18 protein-coding genes are annotated in these 19,003 nt (G+C 48.0%); 8 read left to right on the top strand and 10 right to left on the bottom strand.

The window, feature by feature from the left end:
- The first annotated feature begins 2 nt into the window (after nucleotides 1-2).
- Nucleotides 3-1,829 carry a phosphogluconate dehydratase gene (edd, locus tag CBX96_RS06120; protein ID WP_109286083.1) on the top strand — a complete coding sequence of 609 codons (1,827 nt, stop codon included), beginning with the start codon at nucleotides 3-5 and terminating at the stop codon, nucleotides 1,827-1,829.
- 20 nt (nucleotides 1,830-1,849) lie between these two features.
- Entirely contained in the window at nucleotides 1,850-2,491 is a 642-nt protein-coding gene (locus tag CBX96_RS06115; protein WP_011717104.1) for a bifunctional 4-hydroxy-2-oxoglutarate aldolase/2-dehydro-3-deoxy-phosphogluconate aldolase, read from the top strand.
- Between the two features lie 70 nt (nucleotides 2,492-2,561).
- On the opposite strand, the gene CBX96_RS06110 is transcribed toward CBX96_RS06115, so the two are convergent.
- The 3 genes from CBX96_RS06110 to CBX96_RS06100 all read right to left on the bottom strand — a co-directional run bounded on the left by CBX96_RS06110 (nucleotide 2,562) and on the right by CBX96_RS06100 (nucleotide 5,986).
- On the bottom strand, nucleotides 2,562-3,902 hold the full coding sequence (locus CBX96_RS06110; RefSeq protein WP_109286082.1) for an anti-phage deoxyguanosine triphosphatase: 1,341 nt from the start codon (nucleotides 3,900-3,902) through the stop codon (nucleotides 2,562-2,564).
- 25 nt (nucleotides 3,903-3,927) lie between these two features.
- Nucleotides 3,928-4,515: a 5'-deoxynucleotidase gene (yfbR, locus tag CBX96_RS06105; RefSeq protein WP_109286081.1), complete on the bottom strand. Its 588-nt coding sequence runs from the start codon at nucleotides 4,513-4,515 to the stop codon at nucleotides 3,928-3,930.
- Nucleotides 4,516-4,771: 256 nt separating this feature from the next.
- Nucleotides 4,772-5,986, bottom strand: coding sequence for a pyridoxal phosphate-dependent aminotransferase (locus CBX96_RS06100; protein ID WP_109286080.1), 1,215 nt, complete (start codon nucleotides 5,984-5,986; stop codon nucleotides 4,772-4,774).
- A gap of 739 nt (nucleotides 5,987-6,725) precedes the next feature.
- Here CBX96_RS06100 and CBX96_RS06095 point away from each other — a divergent pair.
- Nucleotides 6,726-8,108, top strand: a complete 1,383-nt coding sequence (locus tag CBX96_RS06095) for a Na+/H+ antiporter NhaC family protein (protein WP_011717101.1) — start codon at nucleotides 6,726-6,728, stop codon at nucleotides 8,106-8,108.
- Nucleotides 8,109-8,361: 253 nt separating this feature from the next.
- Here CBX96_RS06095 and efp read toward each other — a convergent pair whose 3' ends face one another.
- The 6 genes from efp to CBX96_RS06065 all read right to left on the bottom strand — a co-directional run bounded on the left by efp (nucleotide 8,362) and on the right by CBX96_RS06065 (nucleotide 12,194).
- On the bottom strand, nucleotides 8,362-8,922 hold the full coding sequence (gene efp / locus CBX96_RS06090) for an elongation factor P (protein WP_011622801.1): 561 nt from the start codon (nucleotides 8,920-8,922) through the stop codon (nucleotides 8,362-8,364).
- Between the two features lie 44 nt (nucleotides 8,923-8,966).
- On the bottom strand, nucleotides 8,967-10,148 hold the full coding sequence (earP, locus tag CBX96_RS06085) for an elongation factor P maturation arginine rhamnosyltransferase EarP (RefSeq protein WP_109286079.1): 1,182 nt from the start codon (nucleotides 10,146-10,148) through the stop codon (nucleotides 8,967-8,969).
- 79 nt (nucleotides 10,149-10,227) lie between these two features.
- A complete protein-coding gene (gene fldA / locus CBX96_RS06080; protein WP_011622799.1) occupies nucleotides 10,228-10,755 on the bottom strand; it encodes a flavodoxin FldA in 528 nt (175 codons plus the stop codon).
- Nucleotides 10,756-10,810: 55 nt separating this feature from the next.
- Entirely contained in the window at nucleotides 10,811-11,083 is a 273-nt protein-coding gene (ybfE, locus tag CBX96_RS06075; protein WP_011622798.1) for a LexA regulated protein, read from the bottom strand.
- 11 nt (nucleotides 11,084-11,094) lie between these two features.
- Nucleotides 11,095-11,316 (bottom strand): DUF2788 domain-containing protein, encoded by a 222-nt coding sequence (locus tag CBX96_RS06070; RefSeq protein ID WP_039976885.1) that lies wholly within the window; start codon nucleotides 11,314-11,316, stop codon nucleotides 11,095-11,097.
- A 101-nt stretch (nucleotides 11,317-11,417) separates the two neighbouring features.
- Nucleotides 11,418-12,194, bottom strand: coding sequence for an alpha/beta fold hydrolase (locus tag CBX96_RS06065; RefSeq protein WP_109286078.1), 777 nt, complete (start codon nucleotides 12,192-12,194; stop codon nucleotides 11,418-11,420).
- A gap of 295 nt (nucleotides 12,195-12,489) precedes the next feature.
- On the opposite strand from CBX96_RS06065, the gene seqA reads away from it, so the two are divergent.
- Together seqA and pgm are read left to right on the top strand one after the other, a co-directional pair.
- Nucleotides 12,490-13,041: a replication initiation negative regulator SeqA gene (seqA, locus tag CBX96_RS06060; RefSeq protein WP_109286077.1), complete on the top strand. Its 552-nt coding sequence runs from the start codon at nucleotides 12,490-12,492 to the stop codon at nucleotides 13,039-13,041.
- A 71-nt stretch (nucleotides 13,042-13,112) separates the two neighbouring features.
- The gene (pgm, locus tag CBX96_RS06055; protein WP_109286076.1) at nucleotides 13,113-14,765 is read left to right on the top strand and encodes a phosphoglucomutase (alpha-D-glucose-1,6-bisphosphate-dependent); all 1,653 of its coding nucleotides are present in this window, start codon (nucleotides 13,113-13,115) and stop codon (nucleotides 14,763-14,765) included.
- A gap of 119 nt (nucleotides 14,766-14,884) precedes the next feature.
- Here pgm and msrA read toward each other — a convergent pair whose 3' ends face one another.
- On the bottom strand, nucleotides 14,885-15,364 hold the full coding sequence (gene msrA / locus CBX96_RS06050) for a peptide-methionine (S)-S-oxide reductase MsrA (protein ID WP_109286075.1): 480 nt from the start codon (nucleotides 15,362-15,364) through the stop codon (nucleotides 14,885-14,887).
- 278 nt (nucleotides 15,365-15,642) lie between these two features.
- Between msrA and astE the strand changes: the two genes are divergently transcribed.
- The 3 genes from astE to CBX96_RS06035 all read left to right on the top strand — a co-directional run bounded on the left by astE (nucleotide 15,643) and on the right by CBX96_RS06035 (nucleotide 18,996).
- Entirely contained in the window at nucleotides 15,643-16,674 is a 1,032-nt protein-coding gene (gene astE / locus CBX96_RS06045; RefSeq protein WP_109286074.1) for a succinylglutamate desuccinylase, read from the top strand.
- Between the two features lie 162 nt (nucleotides 16,675-16,836).
- Nucleotides 16,837-18,015 carry a thiamine pyrophosphate-dependent dehydrogenase E1 component subunit alpha gene (locus CBX96_RS06040; protein WP_011717094.1) on the top strand — a complete coding sequence of 393 codons (1,179 nt, stop codon included), beginning with the start codon at nucleotides 16,837-16,839 and terminating at the stop codon, nucleotides 18,013-18,015.
- A 3-nt stretch (nucleotides 18,016-18,018) separates the two neighbouring features.
- On the top strand, nucleotides 18,019-18,996 hold the full coding sequence (locus CBX96_RS06035) for an alpha-ketoacid dehydrogenase subunit beta (RefSeq protein ID WP_011622791.1): 978 nt from the start codon (nucleotides 18,019-18,021) through the stop codon (nucleotides 18,994-18,996).
- The last annotated feature ends 7 nt before the right edge of the window (nucleotides 18,997-19,003 follow it).

Genomic DNA, 19,003 nt, shown 5'->3' with positions numbered 1-19,003 from the left:
TCATGCACTCAGTCGTTCAATCTGTTACCGACAGAATTATTGCCCGTAGCAAAGCATCTCGTGAAGCGTATTTAGCCGCGTTAAATGATGCTCGTAACCATGGCGTACACCGTAGCTCCTTAAGCTGCGGTAACTTAGCCCACGGTTTTGCTGCTTGTAGTCCAGATGACAAAAATTCATTGCGTCAACTGACCAAAGCCAACATCGGGATTATTACTGCATTCAACGACATGTTGTCTGCACACCAACCCTATGAAACCTATCCTGAACTGCTGAAAAAAGCCTGTCAGGAAGTGGGCAGTGTTGCACAGGTCGCCGGTGGTGTACCTGCGATGTGTGACGGTGTGACTCAAGGTCAACCCGGGATGGAACTGAGCTTACTGAGTCGTGAAGTGATTGCCATGGCGACGGCGGTGGGCTTATCCCACAACATGTTTGATGGTGCCTTATTACTGGGTATTTGCGACAAAATCGTGCCGGGTTTATTGATTGGCGCCTTAAGTTTTGGCCATTTGCCTATGCTGTTTGTGCCTGCTGGCCCAATGAAGTCAGGGATCCCTAACAAGGAAAAAGCCCGTATTCGCCAGCAATTTGCTCAAGGCAAAGTCGATAGAGCGCAGTTGCTTGAGGCCGAAGCGCAGTCTTACCACAGCGCAGGCACTTGTACCTTCTACGGTACGGCTAACTCGAACCAGCTGATGCTTGAAGTGATGGGCCTGCAATTACCGGGTTCGTCATTTGTAAATCCTGACGACCCACTGCGTGAAGCGCTGAATAAAATGGCGGCCAAGCAGGTGTGCCGCTTAACTGAACTGGGTACTCAATACAGCCCAATCGGTGAAGTGGTTAACGAGAAATCCGTGGTGAACGGCATAGTGGCGTTACTTGCTACGGGTGGTTCAACTAACTTGACCATGCACATTGTGGCGGCGGCGCGTGCGGCTGGCATTATCGTGAACTGGGATGATTTTTCTGAATTATCTGACGCGGTTCCTTTGCTGGCCCGTGTTTATCCAAACGGTCATGCGGATATTAACCACTTCCACGCCGCAGGCGGTATGGCTTTCCTTATCAAGGAATTACTTGATGCGGGCCTACTGCACGAGGATGTCAACACAGTTGCCGGTTTTGGTCTACGTCGTTACACCCAAGAGCCCAAATTACTCGATGGCGAGCTGCGCTGGGTCGATGGTCCAACCGTCAGCTTAGATACTGAAGTATTAACGTCTGTCGCTACGCCTTTCCAAAACAACGGTGGCTTAAAACTGCTTAAGGGCAACTTGGGCCGTGCTGTGATTAAAGTGTCAGCCGTGCAAGAAAAGCACCGTGTAGTTGAAGCGCCTGCTGTGGTGATTGACGATCAAAATAAACTCGATGCGCTGTTTAAATCCGGTGCATTAGACCGAGATTGTGTGGTGGTCGTAAAAGGCCAAGGACCGAAAGCGAACGGTATGCCAGAGCTGCACAAGTTAACGCCGCTGTTAGGCTCTCTGCAGGACAAAGGCTTTAAAGTGGCACTTATGACCGACGGTCGTATGTCGGGCGCATCGGGCAAAGTACCAGCAGCGATTCACTTAACGCCAGAGGCTATCGATGGCGGGCTCATTGCCAAAGTGCAAGATGGCGATCTTATTCGTGTCGACGCGCTGACCGGTGAGCTGAGCTTATTGGTCTCCGATGCCGAACTTGCGGCGAGAACCGCTGAAGAAATTGATTTACGCCACTCACGCTATGGAATGGGCCGTGAGTTGTTTGGGGCTCTGCGTTCAAATTTAAGCAGTCCAGAAACCGGTGCGCGCAGTACCAGCGCCATTGACGAACTTTATTAATACAAAGGAAGAATACCGCAATGCTTGAGAATAACTGGTCATTACAACCACAAGATATTTTTAAACGCAGCCCTATTGTTCCTGTTATGGTCATTAACAAGATTGAACATGCGGTGCCGTTGGCTAAAGCTTTAGTCGCTGGCGGGATCAGCGTTTTGGAAGTGACATTACGTACTCCATGCGCCCTCGACGCTATCACTAAGATCGCCCAAGAAGTGCCTGAGGCACTTGTTGGCGCGGGTACCATTTTAAATGAAGCCCAGCTCGATCAAGCGATTGCTGCCGGTGCACAATTTATTATCACCCCAGGAGCGACGGTTGAGCTGCTTAAAGCCGGTATGCAAGGCCCTGTGCCTTTGATCCCTGGCGTTGCCAGCATCTCCGAAGTGATGACGGGCATGGCGCTCGGTTACACTCACTTTAAATTCTTCCCAGCGGAAGCCTCGGGCGGTGTGGATGCGCTAAAAGCATTCTCTGGCCCATTAGCGGATATCCGTTTCTGCCCAACGGGTGGTATTACGCCAAGCAGCTATAAAGATTATTTAGCGCTGAAAAATGTAGATTGTATCGGCGGCAGCTGGATTGCCCCAACGGATGCAATGGAGCAGGGCGATTGGGCGCGTATCACTCAATTGTGTAAAGATGCGATTGGCGGACTCTAAGCCGTTTACTTGCGGAACGCACTGAGAATAAAAAACCACCTTGCGGTGGTTTTTTATTGCCTGTTCAGTATTACATCTCTTTGCTGAGTTCCACGTTCGAGCCAGCCTTGGGGCTAAACAACTGCTGGTACAGTCGTCCGGCAAATTCATCCGTCATGCCAGAAATATAATCCGCCAACACCCTGTGGCTGTTTTGGCCTTGCAGCTCACTGGTGCGCCAACGTTCTTGTGTATTGAGTGGTAATAACCGCTCAGGATCCGAGGCGAACGCCTCAAAGAGCCCCATTACAATTTGTTGGCCCTTGTATTCCAGCATTTGGATCTCAGGTTTATGGATAACGTATTTAAACACTAACTGCTTTAGCACATTGAGCGCATCAGCAAATTCGGGTTCGAGGCTGGCATTAAACCGCAGCAACGGTTCCTCGAAAGCCGGATCGTCGTTGATGATTATGGCGGTGACAAAGCCATTTACTAAGGTGCCGATGGCATCCTTTCGCAGATGATGTTCATGGGAGAAGAGCTTAGTGCCGATATCGGCAAGCTCCTGGCGGATCCAAGGATCGCCACTGTGCTTAAGTGTCGGCGCCACATCCTGTTGCCATTGCGAGGCGGTGACTATGCCCATGACAATGGCATCTTCAAGATCGTGCACCGCGTAGGCGATGTCGTCCGCCAGTTCCATAATCGAGCAATCGAAGGATTTAAACTGAGTGCGTAGATGCGGGTAGTTTGGCTGCAGGCTCGGCTGAACGGAGGTAAAGCGCGCTCTATCGGCAACGGATAACGGTTCCAGTACCCAATCGAAAATGTCGCTATCATCGTCGAATATGCCTTTAACAGGCGGCCATTGTGATGGTTTAAGCTGTCTGTGATTGGTGATTTCAGGATGCGAACCTGCCACAAACAGCAGTGATTGCGGCGCGGGATATTTTAAAATGCCGAGCATAGTACGGCGGCACAGATTCATCCCAAAATCTAAGGTGTAGGGTTCAAGTTTCGAGAGGATGCGAAACGTCTGGCCATTGCCTTCAAAGCCGCCGTGGTGGCGCATCATATAGTTGAGTGCGACTTCACCGCCATGGCCAAAGGGCGGATGGCCAATATCATGGGCAAGACAGAGGGATTCGAGTAGGCTCATCGAGCCTAATAAGGGCTTATGCTCGGGATACTTACGGCTGAGCTGCGCCGCGATGCCCGTGCCGATTTGTGACACTTCGAGTGAATGGGTTAAGCGCGTACGATAAAAGTCATTCATGCCCACCCCAAGCACTTGGGTTTTGGCCTGCAGGCGGCGAAAGGCGGCGGAGTGGAGGATCCTTGCTCTGTCCCTTTGGAAAGGGCTTCGATGATCATTACGTCTTTGTTTATCTTCGCCATGGCGGCGTTCTTGCCAAACACTTGAGCTCATATGCATTCCTAGAGAGAGTGATACATCATAACATCTTGTTAATTTCATCTAAATTCAAGGTGAAACTTGGCACAAAGCAATCCATAAAATATTTCACCGCCGGATCGGGATTGGCCGCCAGCATGGCTTCGAGTCGTTTACGCGCGGTATTAAATTCGGTGTTGCCGGCGCGGTTTTCCTCTAGACATTTAAGGTAAGCGCACAGGGTATCGGCGGATTTGACTATGGCTTTGTAAATTGGATCGGCGTAATCGCTAATAAACAGGCTGCGATAATCCTCTTTAAATTCATCGGGTACCATATCGAGCATGCGTTGCTCGGCAATGGCCTCAATCTTCTTATACTCGGCTTCGATTTCTTTATTAAAGTACTTTACCGGAGTCGGTAAGTCGCCAGTTAAGATCTCACTAGCATCATGGAAAATCGCTAAACTGGTCGCCTGATGGGCATTGAGCGTGGTGCCAAATTTCTTATTACTGATAATCACGAGGGCATGGGCGACCATGGCAACTTGCAGTGAATGCTCTTGAACATTTTCGGTGCGCACGTTGTACATTAATGGCCAGCGCTGGATAAGTTTCATTCGGGCGAGGTGGGCAAATAAATGACTCATAATGCTCCTTTATATGAATGCCGGACCGCACAACACTCAACTCGAGATATATCGGCGAGAAGCGTGGCTTAAAAAATACGGCTTAAAAAGTACGGATTAAAAAAGTACGGCGATGAAGCTTTAGCCTAACACAGGCAAGATAGATAAGTGAGTGGAATGATTGAAGAGTTTTTACGCACTGTAAAAATAAAGCGACCCTGAGGATCGCTTTAGCCGAGGTTAACTTAACGGTCTTTTTGGCGGTGAGACTAAAACATTATTGCTTGTAGGTCTCGAGGAAATTGCCAAACTCTGTCAATGCTTTAGTCAAATCTTCCTTATAGGGTAAAAACACCACTCTTAAGTGATCCGGCTCTGGCCAGTTAAAGGCGCTGCCGTGCACGAGGAGGATTTTTTTATCCCTGAGCAAATCGAGTACTAAGCGTTCATCATCCCTGAGATTGAACTTCTTCATGTCCAATTTGGGGAAGGCGTACAGTGCCCCCTTGGGCTTTTTCACGCTCACACCGGGAATTTGGTTCAATAACTCATAGCAGGTATCGCGCTGCACGGTTAAGCGGCCGCTAGGCAAAATCAGCTCATTAATGCTTTGGTAACCGCCGAGCGCGGTTTGAATCGCGTGTTGATTCGGCACGTTGGCACACAGGCGCATCGAGGAGAGCATCTCTAAACCTTCGATATAACTTTTGGCTGCCTTAAGATTGCCAGACAACATCATCCAACCGACCCGAAAGCCCGCTGCGCGATAGGCTTTTGAAAGACCATTAAAGGTCACGGTTAAGATATCGTCAGAAAGGCTCGCGGCCGGAATATGTTTGGCCTTGTCGTATAAAATCTTATCGTAGATTTCATCGGCAAACAGGATCAGGTTGTGCTCGCGGCAGAGCTCGATAACTTGCAGCAGTAATTCTTTGCTGTAAACAGCGCCCGTTGGGTTGTTTGGGTTAATCAGCACAATACCACGGGTACGAGACGAAATTTTGCTCTTAATATCATCAAGATCCGGAAACCAATCCGCCTCTTCATCACAGCGGTAATGTACCGCTTTACCGCCGGCTAAATTTGCCGCCGCGGTCCATAGCGGATAGTCGGGCGAGGGGATCAGCACTTCATCATCGGTGTTTAATAAGCCCTGCATGGCCATCATAATCAGCTCTGACACACCATTACCGATATAGACATCTTCGATATCGACGCCTTTAATGCCCTGCGCTTGATAATGCTGCACAATCGCCTTGCGGGCAGAGAATAATCCTTTCGACTCACAGTAGCCTTGGGCGCTGGGAAGATTGAGGATCACATCGCGCACAATTTCTTCCGGCGCTTCAAAACCGAAGGGGGCGGGGTTACCAATGTTGAGTTTGAGGATGCGGTGTCCCTCGTCTTCTAAACGTCTGGCTTCCTTGTGCACTGGGCCGCGGATGTCGTAGCAAACAGTATCCAACTTGTTGGACTTGATGATAGGGCGCATTTACACCTCGAAACATGCAGTTAATTTAGGCTTAAGTTTGTGCACCATAACGAAATTATTTGGCTTAAGGAAGGGGGCTTGAGCACAAATAACAAGTTTTTTTCATCAAACTCGCCAGTTAAATATGCTTTAACCAAGCTTTAAATAAATTAAAACAAGTTTTAAATGCTGAGTATTTGCAAAATATCAAGCTAATACACTATTGGTTTTGATGGGGTCAGCCTTTGCGACTATCAAGTGGCTTGCTTGAGCTTGTGCTCGCTTTTTTTGAAACTGAAAATCCATTCAGCGGTTAAATGTTAATAAAATTGTTAATCAGTTTTTGCTTAACCGCTGATTTACTAGTGGTGATTTTAGTTAATGCGGTTTTATCGGGTGTTCAGCGATTTTTTGATATTTAGGCAGATTAACTGAATGCTTATTAAGCATTTAAGGTCAAATAAAGATTTCGTTGTGCGGGTTTAAAGTTATTTAAAATCATGCACATATATCAATGCTTATTTCAGTATTAAAAATTATTTATGGTTAGCATAAATTTATGGTTGACTCGATATTCGATGCGCTTTATTTTCTGCGCGATGTTTTTGGCAAGGCACCTAAGATAACAAGCTTTTAGCAGGTTTTATCAGCGGAGTTAGTCATCATGAAGCAGCAATATTGGCGTCCGTTATCGAGGTGATTTCAGGCGCTGTTCTAAAAACTTTTGCCTTTAGGCAACTTATTTAGAGGACCTAAGTGCATGTCTGAACCGACAGCGTTAAGTCTTATTCCACCTCTGGTGGTATTGGTGTTGGCCATTTGGTTACGCCGCCCCATTCTTTCTCTGATCATTGGTGCGGTAACTGGTTTTCTGTTACTCGATCCGTCGCAAGTCTTAAATAATTTCGCCAGCACTTCATTAAAAGTCATGGCCGATGAAACCATCGGTTGGTTGATTTTAGTGTGTGGTTGTTTTGGTGCGTTAATTGCCCTGTTAGTGCGTACTGGTGGTGCACTGGCGTTTGGTCGAAACGCACTGAAATTTGCTAAAGGCCCTAAATCCTCTCTGTTTATGACCTTTATTCTCGGGATTGTGATTTTTATCGATGACTATTTGAACGCGTTAACCGTGGGTGAAACCATGAAGCGTGTGACCGATAAGTTTAAAGTGTCCCGTGAAATGCTGGCCTATGTGGTTGACTCTACCGCAGCACCAGTGTGCGTGCTCGTGCCATTATCCACCTGGGCAGTATTCTTTGGTGGCTTGCTGGTCGATAACGGTGTGGCGGCTGAAGGTCAGGGCATTAGCGTATATATGCAGGCGATCCCCTACATGCTTTACGCTTGGTTAGCCGTAGCCATGGTGTTACTGGTGGTGTTAGGTGTTGTGCCTGCCATTGGTCCGATGAAAAAAGCCCAGCTGCGCGCCGCCCAAGGTGAACCTGCTGAGGCGCAAGTCGATTTAGACCAGGTACAAACCTCTGATGAATACGCGATTGCTGCGATTGAAGAAGAGTTTAAGCATGCCGACAATCAGGGCAAGCTGCACAACTTCTTAGTGCCTATTCTGCTACTGGTTGCCTTTACCGTTTATTTTGATATCGACGTGTGGAAGGGCTTGTTAGCGACATTAGTTATCACGCTGCCTTACTATGCAGTGCAACGTTTAATGCCACTGTCAGAAATGATGGATCAGATGATCGATGGTTTTAAGAGCATGTTGCCCGCCATTGGTACCGTGATCGCCGCATTCGTGTTTAAGGATGTGTGTGATGCGCTGCTGCTGCCACAATATGTGATTGAATCACTGAGCCCATTCATGACGCCTAAGATGTTGCCTGCGGTAGTATTCCTCTCTATGGCTATCCTTGCCTTTGCGACGGGTTCAAGCTGGGGTATTTTTGCGGTGACCATTCCAATTGTGATGCCATTGGCGCAATCGGTTGGTGCGGATATTCCACTGGTGATTGGTGCGCTGTTGTCGGCATCATCATTTGGTAGCCAAGCGTGTTTCTACTCAGATTCGACCGTATTGGCCGCACAAGGCTCTGGTTGTAACTTAGTGAGCCATGCGGTGACTCAGTTACCCTATGCGTTAATTGCCGCTGTGATTGCGTTCTTTGGCTTTATCTTGATTGCCTAAGCTGCGATGCAGTAAATATAAAAAACCAGCTACGGCTGGTTTTTTTATTGCCAACGTTTATTGCCAATGTTTATTGCTAACGTTTATTGCTCGCGTTGACTGGCTCGGTCCACTAAAGAACTCTTCGCTGTTTACCTCGATACCTAATTTCATGTGATAACAGTTCGCTGCAAACCGTTAGAAGCATCAAATTCGAGGCAATAAAAAAGCCAGTGCAGGCACTGGCTTTTTTATCTGGGAGTAGGAAGGGCGATTATACGCGCTTCTTGAATTCGCCAGTACGAGTGTCGATTTCAATCTTGTCGCCAACTTTAACGAAGTCAGCCACGCTGATTGTACCGCCGCCAGTGATAGTTGCTGGCTTCATTACTTTACCTGATGTATCGCCACGAGCTGATGGCTCAGTGTAGATCACTTCACGTACGATAGTGGTTGGCATTTCAACAGAAATTGCTTTGCCTTCGTAGAAAGTCACTTGGCAAGTTTCTTCCATACCGTCAACGATGTAAGCCGCTGCATCACCTAAGTTCTCAGCTTCTACGTCGTATTGGTTGTATTCTGCGTCCATGAACACGTACATAGGATCAGCAAAGTAAGAATAAGTACAATCCAGACGATCTAGGATAATATCGTCAATCTTATCTTCACCTTTGAAAGTGGTTTCGGTGCCTGAGTTAAGCAGTAAGTTTTTCAGTTTTAACTTAACGATAGCAGCGTTACGGCCAGAGCGAGTTGTTTCTGTTTTCTGTACAACCCATGGGCTGCCTTCAAACATGATCACGTTACCTGGACGGACTTCATGAGCAGTTTTCATTACACAATTTCCTATATGTCGATTTTCTATTTCAGCGCAGCATCTTAGCTTTTTTTCACGAATTGGACTAGCCGAGTTGCAAGATCTGCAGCATTTATTGCGTCAATTGGCCATTCTTTAGCATGTTGCAAGAGTGGCAAACTGACAGGATTTAGGTTTTGCCAGTGAGTTTTCACGGCAGATTGCTCGCCTTGGTTAAATGCAACATTCAATTTAGACCAAGTGTCGGCAATATCAGGGGGCAGATTATCGCAGTAAAGTTGGATAAAAGCTTCTAATTTTATTAGATGATAATCATCTTCTTGCGGATAAATATGCCAAATGAAGGGTTTAGCGGCCCATTGCGCCCTCAAGAAGCTGTCTTCACCGCGGACAATATTAAAGTCGCAGCTCCACAGCAGGCGATCGAACCCTTGTTGGTCTGTCATCGGCAAGATATGCAGGGTCAAATGACCTAGCTTAATTTGCTGTCCGGGGCTGAGCGCCTCAACCTTGCAGGGTAATAAGTGTTGTAAGCTGTTTAAGCTGCGTCCCTTGGGAATAAGCGCATGGATTTTGGCATCGCTTGTTGCACTGGCTTGCCAAAGCTCACACAAGGCCAGCAGAGAATCAGTTTCATAACTAAAGACGCTGTAGACAGTATCTTGCGCTTGAATATCCTTAAGACCAAGGCGCTCAAATAATTGCAATTTATTTGCGCTATCCTGTTGCCATGCATCGCGTTCGGCAAATAACTCCCGTTCACAGATCAGTCCACCCGTCTTTGGGGTAAAACCCGGGAAAAAGAAATACTTTTTGATGCCACTTGCCTGCATCGAGGGTAACCCATGGCAGCCATCGACCCAGTATTCGGCGCTTAAATATTCTAAATTCAGCCATACAGGCACAGCTTGCGGTGTGGTGCTGTGCAGCGTGATGAGTTGTTGTTTGACCTCGTCAGGCAGTTCGCAGGCAAAGGCTTCAATTAACACGGCGCCGGGCACAAATGCCACGGGCAGGGGCGTTGTCCAATGATTGATGGTGACGCCATTAAAGACCTGGCTGCTTTGGTTTGGGTCAAGGCTCGGTAAAATATGCGAGAAGCTGTTTAAGTCATCGACCCAGAGTGTAATGGGGAGCTGATATTCACTGACCAGCTGTTTGGCTAAGCGCCAAGTGACGCCGATATCGCCGTAATTATCGACGACGCAGCAAAAGATGTCCCAGTGGGGGGCGGTGGTTGCCATTGAGTGTATCGCTTTCAATAATCGGGAGAGCACACATAAAAAAAGCGGCGTTTCGGCCGCTTTTTTTACGGAACTGAGCTTAGTCTTCGAACTCGGCTAAGCACATTTCTTCGTAGATTTGTTTAACCCAAGCATCCACACGCTCTTCAGTCAGCTCTGGTTGACGGTCTTCGTCAATCCCTAAACCAATGAAGTGGTCATCATCGACTAAGCCTTTTGACGCTTCGAAGTTATAACCAGCCGTTGGCCAGTGACCGATGATGATACCGCCACGAGCTTGAACGATATCGCCCACCATGCCCATGGCATCGAGGAAGTATTCTGCGTAGTCTTCTTGGTCACCACAACCGAAGATAGCAACCAGTTTGTCTGTAAAATCAATTTGTTCTAATTCAGGGAAAAAGTCATCCCAGTCGCACTGTGCTTCACCGTAATACCAGGTTGGGATGCCGAACAGCAGCAGGTCGTATTCTGCGATCTGTTCTTTGGTGCTCTTGGCGATATCTTTCACCTCAACCATTTTCTTACCCAGTTTCTTCTGGATCATCTTGGCGACAGCTTCGGTGTTGCCTGTGTCGCTACCGAAAAAAAGACCTACAGTTGCCATTGTCTATCCTTTATGTCTAGTTCACTTATACGTTAATCTTGCTGCTATCGATTGCTCAGCATTCTATTTTTTGCTGAAGAATTAATTCGATTAACTGGCTTCGGCTGATGTTACTGGCCAATGCCTGCTCATTCAAGGCGTCATATAAATCTTGTGACACCTTTAACTCTATTCGCTTTAATCCTTTGGCTTTATCCCGCTGGATCTGGTTGCGCTTATTGACCTTAAGTTGCTGGCTACGGGACAAAGGATTGCTACGTGGGCGGCCCCGGCGCTTTTCATTGGCAAAAAGGTCAATGGTAGTTCTATCTGTTGCTTCTTTTGCCATGTTCTTATTGTTTAACCGACGCCTGAACCTTCCCAGGACATCTGGATAATACCTTTTGCAATAAACCCGGCGCAGCCGAGAAATAACACTAACCACACAATAAATCGACCAAATTTCGGCACATTACCTTGTTTAAGCACATCGTGGATGGCCATGCCGATAAAGAAAAATATCGCGGCAAAAAACAGGTTCAGGCCGATGGTTTCAATTTGTTCCATGTACTGAGATAACATACTTTCTTAGTCCTCTAGAGTCTTCTAAGGCTAAAAGAGGCGCGAATATATCACATCAGCAAGGTGTCGGCTATATGATTTAGGTCGAGAATCATTGTCATTTACACTGAGTGTTTGTCAATAAATTCAGACACAATTCGATTAAAAACAGCCGGTTTTTGGGCATGTAGCCAATGGCCGCAACCTTCTAATGTTTTGGCCTGCGCCGCGGGAAATTGACGCATGATCTCATCGCGGTGCTCGGCGGTCACATAATTGGACTCGCCACCACGGATAAAAAGGCTCGGTTCGTTATAGACTTGCTGCAATTTGTGGTTTTCATTAGGCCAACCAATGATGTTGGGATAGCAGCTTTTTAAGCCAGTAAGGTTCATCTTCCAACGAAAGCCGGTGTCGGTGCGCTGGAGGTTTTTGAGTAAAAACTGCGCGGTCGGTTCATCGATGCCACCCGCTAATAAATGCGATAACGCAAAGCGGCGGTCGGTGTGGCCTTCAAGTGGCAAACTTTCAAGTGCCGCAAATACCACATCATGGCGCGGCTGATAAGCTACTGGGGCAATATCTGCGGCCACCAGGCTTATGATGCGCTCAGGATAGGCAAGGGCGGTTGCCATGGCGATTTTACCGCCCATGGAATGGCCAACAATGTGTACACGCTCAAGCTCAAGTTCATCTAACAACGCCACCATGGCCTTGGCTAAGCTTGGGTAATCCATCTCCTGCCAATGTTCACTCAAACCATGATTAGGCACATCAACGCGGATAACCTGATGATTTGCTTCGAGGACTTGTCCTAGCCCCTTAAGATTATCTAAATTGCCAAAGAGTCCGTGGATAAGGAGGACTGCTTCTCCTTGACCTGTGGATGCAAAATTCATGGAATCGCCTGTGCTGTGGTACATAAAGTGCTGCGGATTGTGCCCCTAATGGGTTAAGTTTGACAAGTCTTGAGGCGATTTTGAGGCACAGTGTACCGAACTTGCTGGCTTTTTCAGCGATTAACACGCTTGTGCTAATTTGATGTGCGATTTCACGCATTTTTAGATTAATGATGCTTTATCAGATTGATAGAGATAGATACACTGGGGCAACGATCGCACAGATCCTTTGCGAGGATCGCCTGTGGTGCACTTTTTCGGTTAAGCCTATCGAATAACAAAGGATAATAAGGTTATGAAATACATCGAAGTGGATGAAGAGCTCTATCGTCATATTGCCAGCAAAACGGAACGTATTGGTGAGAGCGCCTCTGACATTCTCCGTCGATTACTCGGCCTGTCCGTCGATGCGGTTGAACAGGCGCAGCCACAGGCCATTAGCCAACCGAGTTTAGAGGCAACGACGTCTGAGCCACAGATTGCGCCTCAGGTCGAAACCTTAGTCTCTGCGGCCGATTTCAATCAATTGGTGGATGAGCATAAGTTAGAACAGCAAAAAGGCGCCGTGGGTCGTTTCTTATTCTTGCTTGAGAGTTTATATCAACAGAGCCAAGCGCAATTCTCACAAATTTTGCAGATCCAAGGTCGCGATCGACTCTATTTTGCGCGTTCACGGGAAGAGTTACTCAAGGCCAGTGCTACCGCCAACCCCAAGGAAATCGGTAATACCGGATTTTGGGTCACGACCAACAATAACACCGCCAAAAAACGGGCGATTTTAGTCGAAGCCTTAATGCAATTTGGCTGCGATGCCCAAATCGCCAACGGCATTGCCGAACGCGTATAACGCCTTTATCGACGCCGCAATGATGCGGCGTTTCCATTTAATTAACCGATTTTCCAGTAGGAGAGGATCAGGTGGCAATACATCAACGGGCAGGACAAACTGCGAGTCAGACGGATCTGGTGAATATTCCAAAGCTGATGAGCCATTATTACAGCATCAAACCTAATGTTGATGCTGCAGAGCAACGTGTGACGTTCGGGACCTCGGGTCACCGCGGAACTGCGTTTCAAGCAAGTTTTAATCAAGACCATATTTGGGCGATTACCCAGGCCGTGGTGGATTATCGCCAATCGGTGAATATCGACGGCCCGCTATTCTTAGGTATCGATACCCACGCCTTATCTTATGCGGCTTACGTGTCGGCGATTGAAGTGTTAGCGGCAAATAAGGTGACTGTGCATATTCAGCAAAATGATGGCTTTACCCCCACGCCTGTGGTGTCCCATGCCATTATCTGCGCCAATCGTGAAGCGGCGCTGAGTGGTGCCGCCTTAAGCGATGGTTTGATTATTACGCCATCTCACAATCCACCGCAGGATGGTGGCATCAAGTACAATCCTCCCCATGGCGGCCCAGCCGAAGGTAATATCACAGCGTGGATTGAGTCCCGCGCCAACGATTACCTGCGCGCAGGGTTAAAGGGCGTTAATAAGCTGGCTTATGCAGATGCATTGGCTTCGGGTTATGTGCATGCCATCGATCTGATCACGCCCTATGTCGCGGATTTAGAAAATGTGGTCGATATGCACGCTATCGCCAAGGCTAAGCTTAAATTGGGCGTTGACCCATTAGGCGGCTCGGGTATTCATTATTGGGCGCCGATTGCCAAGCACTATGGCATCAATATCACCTTAGTTAACGATAAAGTCGACCCAAGCTTTAGCTTTATGTCGCTCGATAAAGACGGCAAGATCCGTATGGATTGTTCTTCGCCCTATGCGATGGCCGGCTTACTGGCCCACAAAGAATCCTTCGATTTATGTGTCGGCAACGATCCTGACTACGACAGACACGGAATCGTGTGTCCGGGCACCGGACTGATGGACCCCAACCATTATTTAGCGGTAGCCATTGATTATTTGCTGACCCACAGACCTGAATGGAGCGAGCAGCTAGCCATCGGCAAGACGCTGGTATCGAGCGCGCTTATCGATAAAATCTGCGCCTTCCATGGCAAAAAATTACTCGAAGTCCCGGTAGGCTTTAAGTGGTTCGTCGATGGATTAGCCGAGGCAACCATTGCATTTGGTGGTGAGGAGAGTGCGGGCGCCGCCTTCCTGCGCCGTGATGGCACGACTTGGTGTACCGACAAAGACGGTTTTATTCTGGTATTGCTTGCGGCCGAAATGCTTGCGGTTACTGGCAAGACGCCGGGGCAACGCCATCAAGAATTAGTGGCGCAGTTCGGTCAAAGCTTCTACAAGCGTATCGACAGTCCGATTAGCCTTGAGAACAAAGCCAAATTTGCCAAGCTTAATGCAGAGACCTTAAACGCCACTATGCTGGCGGGTGAGAAGATCGATGCCGTATTAACCCATGCCCCAGGTAACAATGCCTCAATTGGTGGCATCAAAGTGACGACGGCCAATGGTTGGTTCGCGGCGCGGCCGTCGGGCACTGAGGCGTTATTTAAGATTTACGGTGAGAGCTTTATCAGTGAGCAGCATCTTGCCGATATCATTAAAGACGCACAGGCCTTGATTGATAAGGCGCTAAGCGCCTGATTTAGCGTTTACGCATTCTCTTTACAGATAAAAACGCACTCATGGAAATCCTATGGGTGCGTTTTTATTTGCAGCGATGAGAAGCAAAAGCTGCTCACTCGGATGCTAAATGGTGATGATCAGTACTCGAGATGGCAACTCGGTAAGTTATTCTTATCGATATAGTTTTGATGATATTCCTCAGCGACATGGAATTGCTGTAAAGGCACGATTTCAGTCACTATGTGGCGTAATCCCCAGCGGCCCGAGCGGGCAAAGGCCAGTTTGGAGGCTTCGGCCGCGGCTTTTTGCTCACGGTCGTGGAAGAAAATGGTACTGCGGTACTGAGTGCCGATATCGCCGCCCTGCATATTGAGCGTGGTCGGGTTGTGGTTCTTCCAAAACACATCCAATAACTCGTCGTAGCTGACAATCGCAGGGTCAAACTCCACTTGCACGACTTCGGCATGACCTGTCTTGCCTTTTTTGACTTCCTCATAGGTAGTCGCTTCGTTATTGCCACCCATATAGCCGCAGGTCGCGTTGGTCACGCCGTTGACTTGTCTAAAGAAATACTCCACGCCCCAAAAACAGCCGGCACCGAAAGTTGCAAACGCCATGATAAATCCTGATAGAAGTCTAGATGGCTAAGGATTGTGATAAAACTCATGCCTAAAAGCAAGTGTGTCGACAAAATTAATCCTATGTCGACCAAATGTGGCTAAGATGCTGTTGTTTTGCCGTGAAATGCGCTTGTTTGACCAGAATGACAGAGTAACGGCCCAAAAACTTGTGTTAGTATGGATGCGCTTTTTAAGGCGGGTAGCGATAAGTGCCATGAAACAGGCAGTTATTACCATCACACACGCCTTTAACACGCTATTATAAGGAGAATTCTGTGTTACAAGCTCTGTTAGATTCGAAGGATTTTCTCGCGCTGACCCTCGCCAATCCTGAAACCCTCGGGGGTGAGTTTAGTTTCACCTTAGGGGAACATACTCGAGTCGAAGTGTGGGACACCGGCGTCATCGTTTTTGAGCCAGTACAAGCCCAAGGTAAGGATGTCATTCTCTCCTGCGGTGTCCACGGTAATGAAACCGCCCCCATCGAACTCTGCAATACCTTAATCAAACAGCTTCTCCAACAAAAAATCATCGCCAAACAACGCACGCTCTTTCTTATTGGTAACCCTTTAGCGATTAATAATGGGACTCGCATTATCGACGAGAACATGAATCGTCTGTTTAGTGGCGAGCATTCAAACCCACCGGGATTAGTCAATCCTGAGCGGGTGCGGGCAAAAAAATTAGAAGCCTATGTCGACCGCTTCTTTAAGGGCACAGCAGGGCGCCAACGTATTCACTACGATTTACACACGGCGATGCGTGCGTCAAAACACGAAAAGTTTGCGATTTATCCCTATCGTCCCGGCCGTGCTTACAGCGCCGAGCAAATCATGTTTTTAGCTGCCAGTGGCGTCGATACTGTGTTATTTCACCATGAGCCGACGACCACCTTTAGTTATTTTTCCTCCGAGCAGTATGGCGCCGATGCCTTTACCATTGAATTAGGTAAGGTATATCCCATGGGGCAAAACGATATGACGCGTTTTATTGCCGCCCAAGAGATGTTTATGCGCCTTATCACAGACAAACCCTTAGCGCTTGAGCCATTCTCGGCGAATAAGGTGAATTTGTATCAAGTGTGTCGGGTGATTAACAAACATTTTGATGATTTTGAATTTACCTTCGCGACCGATGTCGAAAACTTCCGATCGTTCCCGAAAGGCTTTGTATTGGCCCGAGAGGGTGGACAGGAAATTAAAGTCGAACAGGAATTTGAAGCGATTGTTTTCCCTAATGCTAAGGTGCCCATCGGCAATCGCACTGTGATATGCCTGATCCCTTCAGTCTCGCCAGATGTTCGCTAGTTTTGTAAAGCATTATATACATGCCCACAGGGGATTAGTTGTCGTTTGAACTGTGCCAACGGTTGATAGGTAGTTTACGTTAACGTAATGTTCATCCGGCATATTCGTATAAATTAGGCGTTGTGGATTTTCCATGGCGTAACGAGATAACAAGAGCACAATATGAGCAAAGCAACACTCAACACTGATACAGTGCACCGTGTCGGCTTCTTGGATAAGGCATCGCTTCACATTCCTATCCTTCGAATTCTACAAGCAGACGGCACTACCTATGAAACCGCGGTTTTGCCTGTAATAGATGAAGCCTTAGCCACCAAAATTTACGATACTTGCGTATTCACGCGGGTACTCGACGAACGTATGTTAGGCGCACAGCGTCAGGGACGGATCAGCTTCTATATGACCTGTACGGGTGAAGAAGCGGCGATCGTCGGCAGTGTCGCGGCGCTTGATCAAGAAGACGTGATCCTCGCGCAATATCGTGAACATGCGGCGCTACGCTACCGTGGTTTTACGACTGAACAGTTTATGAACCAAATGTTCAGCAATGAGAAGGACTTAGGTAAAGGTCGCCAAATGCCAATCCACTACGGCTGCGCGGCGTTAAACTACCAAACCATTTCATCGCCACTGGCCACGCAAATCCCGCAAGCGACAGGTGTCGGTTATAGCCTGAAAATGCAGGGCAAACGTAATGTCGCCGTCTGTTATTTTGGTGAAGGCGCTGCGTCTGAAGGTGACTTCCACGCCGGCTTGAATATGGCGGCGGTGTTAAAATGCCCGGTGATTTTCTTCTGCCGTAACAATGGTTATGCGATTTCCACCCCAACTGAAGAGCAGTTTGCCGGTAACGGTATCGCTAGCCGCGGTGTGGGTTACGGTATGCACACCATTCGCGTCGATGGCAATGATATGTTGGCTGTTTTGGCTGCAACTCAACAAGCGCGCGCCTATGCGATTGAGCACAATGCCCCCGTGTTAATTGAAGCAATGACTTATCGTCTGGGCGCCCACTCATCTTCTGACGATCCTTCTGGCTATCGCTCCAAAGAAGAAGAGGCGAAGTGGCAGCAACACGATCCAGTCAAACGCTTCAAGTTATGGTTGATCAACAAAGGCTGGTTGGCCGAGGCCGATGATGCCCAGCGTTACGAAAAGTACCGTGAAGAAGTGTTAGCCGCCGTTAAAGTCGCTGAAAAATTACCTATCCCTATGCTGGATGAGATCATTGAAGATGTGTACGACAAGCCAACACCAGCGCTGAAAAAGCAGCTGAGTGAACTTAAAGAACACATCAAGAAATATCCGCAATCCTATCCCAAAAGTGCAGGGAGGCTATAAGCCGTGGCAGAAATGAATATGTTACAGGCCGTCAATGAGGCCTTGTCTATCGCCATGCAATCTGACGAGCGCATGGTGGTATTTGGTGAAGACGTTGGCCACTTTGGCGGTGTGTTTCGCGCAACCTCAGGTTTACAGGAAAAGTTTGGTCGCAGCCGCTGCTTTAACACGCCGCTGACTGAACAAGGCATTGCGGGTTTTGCCAACGGTTTAGCCTCTAATGGTATGACCGCCGTAGCCGAAATCCAGTTCGCCGATTACATCTTTCCAGCGTTCGATCAAATAGTGAACGAGTCTGCTAAATTCCGTTACCGCAGTGGTAATGAATTTAACGTGGGAAGCCTAGTGTTCCGTACACCTTATGGTGGCGGTATTGCGGGCGGCCATTATCATTCACAATCGCCAGAAGCTTATTTTACCCAAACCCCAGGCTTAAAAGTGGTTGTGCCACGTAATCCAGAGCAGGCCAAGGGCTTATTATTAGCCTCTATTCGCGATAAAAACCCTGTGGTGTTCTTTGAGCCAAAGCGTTTATACCGTGCTTCAGTGGGTGAAGTCCCTGCGGGCGATTATGAAATCGAGCTGGGTAAAGCCGAAGTGGTGCGTGAAGGGAAAGACATCACCTTAGTGGCCTGGGGCGCACAGATGGAAATCATCGAAAAAGCGGCCGACATGGCGGCAAAAGAGGGGATTTCCTGCGAAATTATCGACCTACGTACACTCGCGCCTTGGGATGTAGATACCGTTGCTGATTCTGTGAAGAAGACAGGCCGCTTACTGATCAACCACGAAGCGCCATTGACGGGTGGTTTTGCCGGTGAAATCGCCGCGACGATTCAGCAAGAGTGTTTCTTGTATTTAGAATCACCCATCAGCCGTGTATGTGGTCTAGATACCCCATATCCACTGGTCCACGAAAAAGAATATATGCCCGATGCGCTCAAAACCTTTGAAGCCATTAAGGCATCGGTGAACTTCTAGGAGTCCG

It is taken from the genome of Shewanella sp. BC20, assembly GCF_003129585.1.
Taxonomy (GTDB): domain Bacteria; phylum Pseudomonadota; class Gammaproteobacteria; order Enterobacterales; family Shewanellaceae; genus Shewanella; species Shewanella seohaensis.
This window is presented reverse-complemented; position numbering and strand designations above follow the sequence as displayed.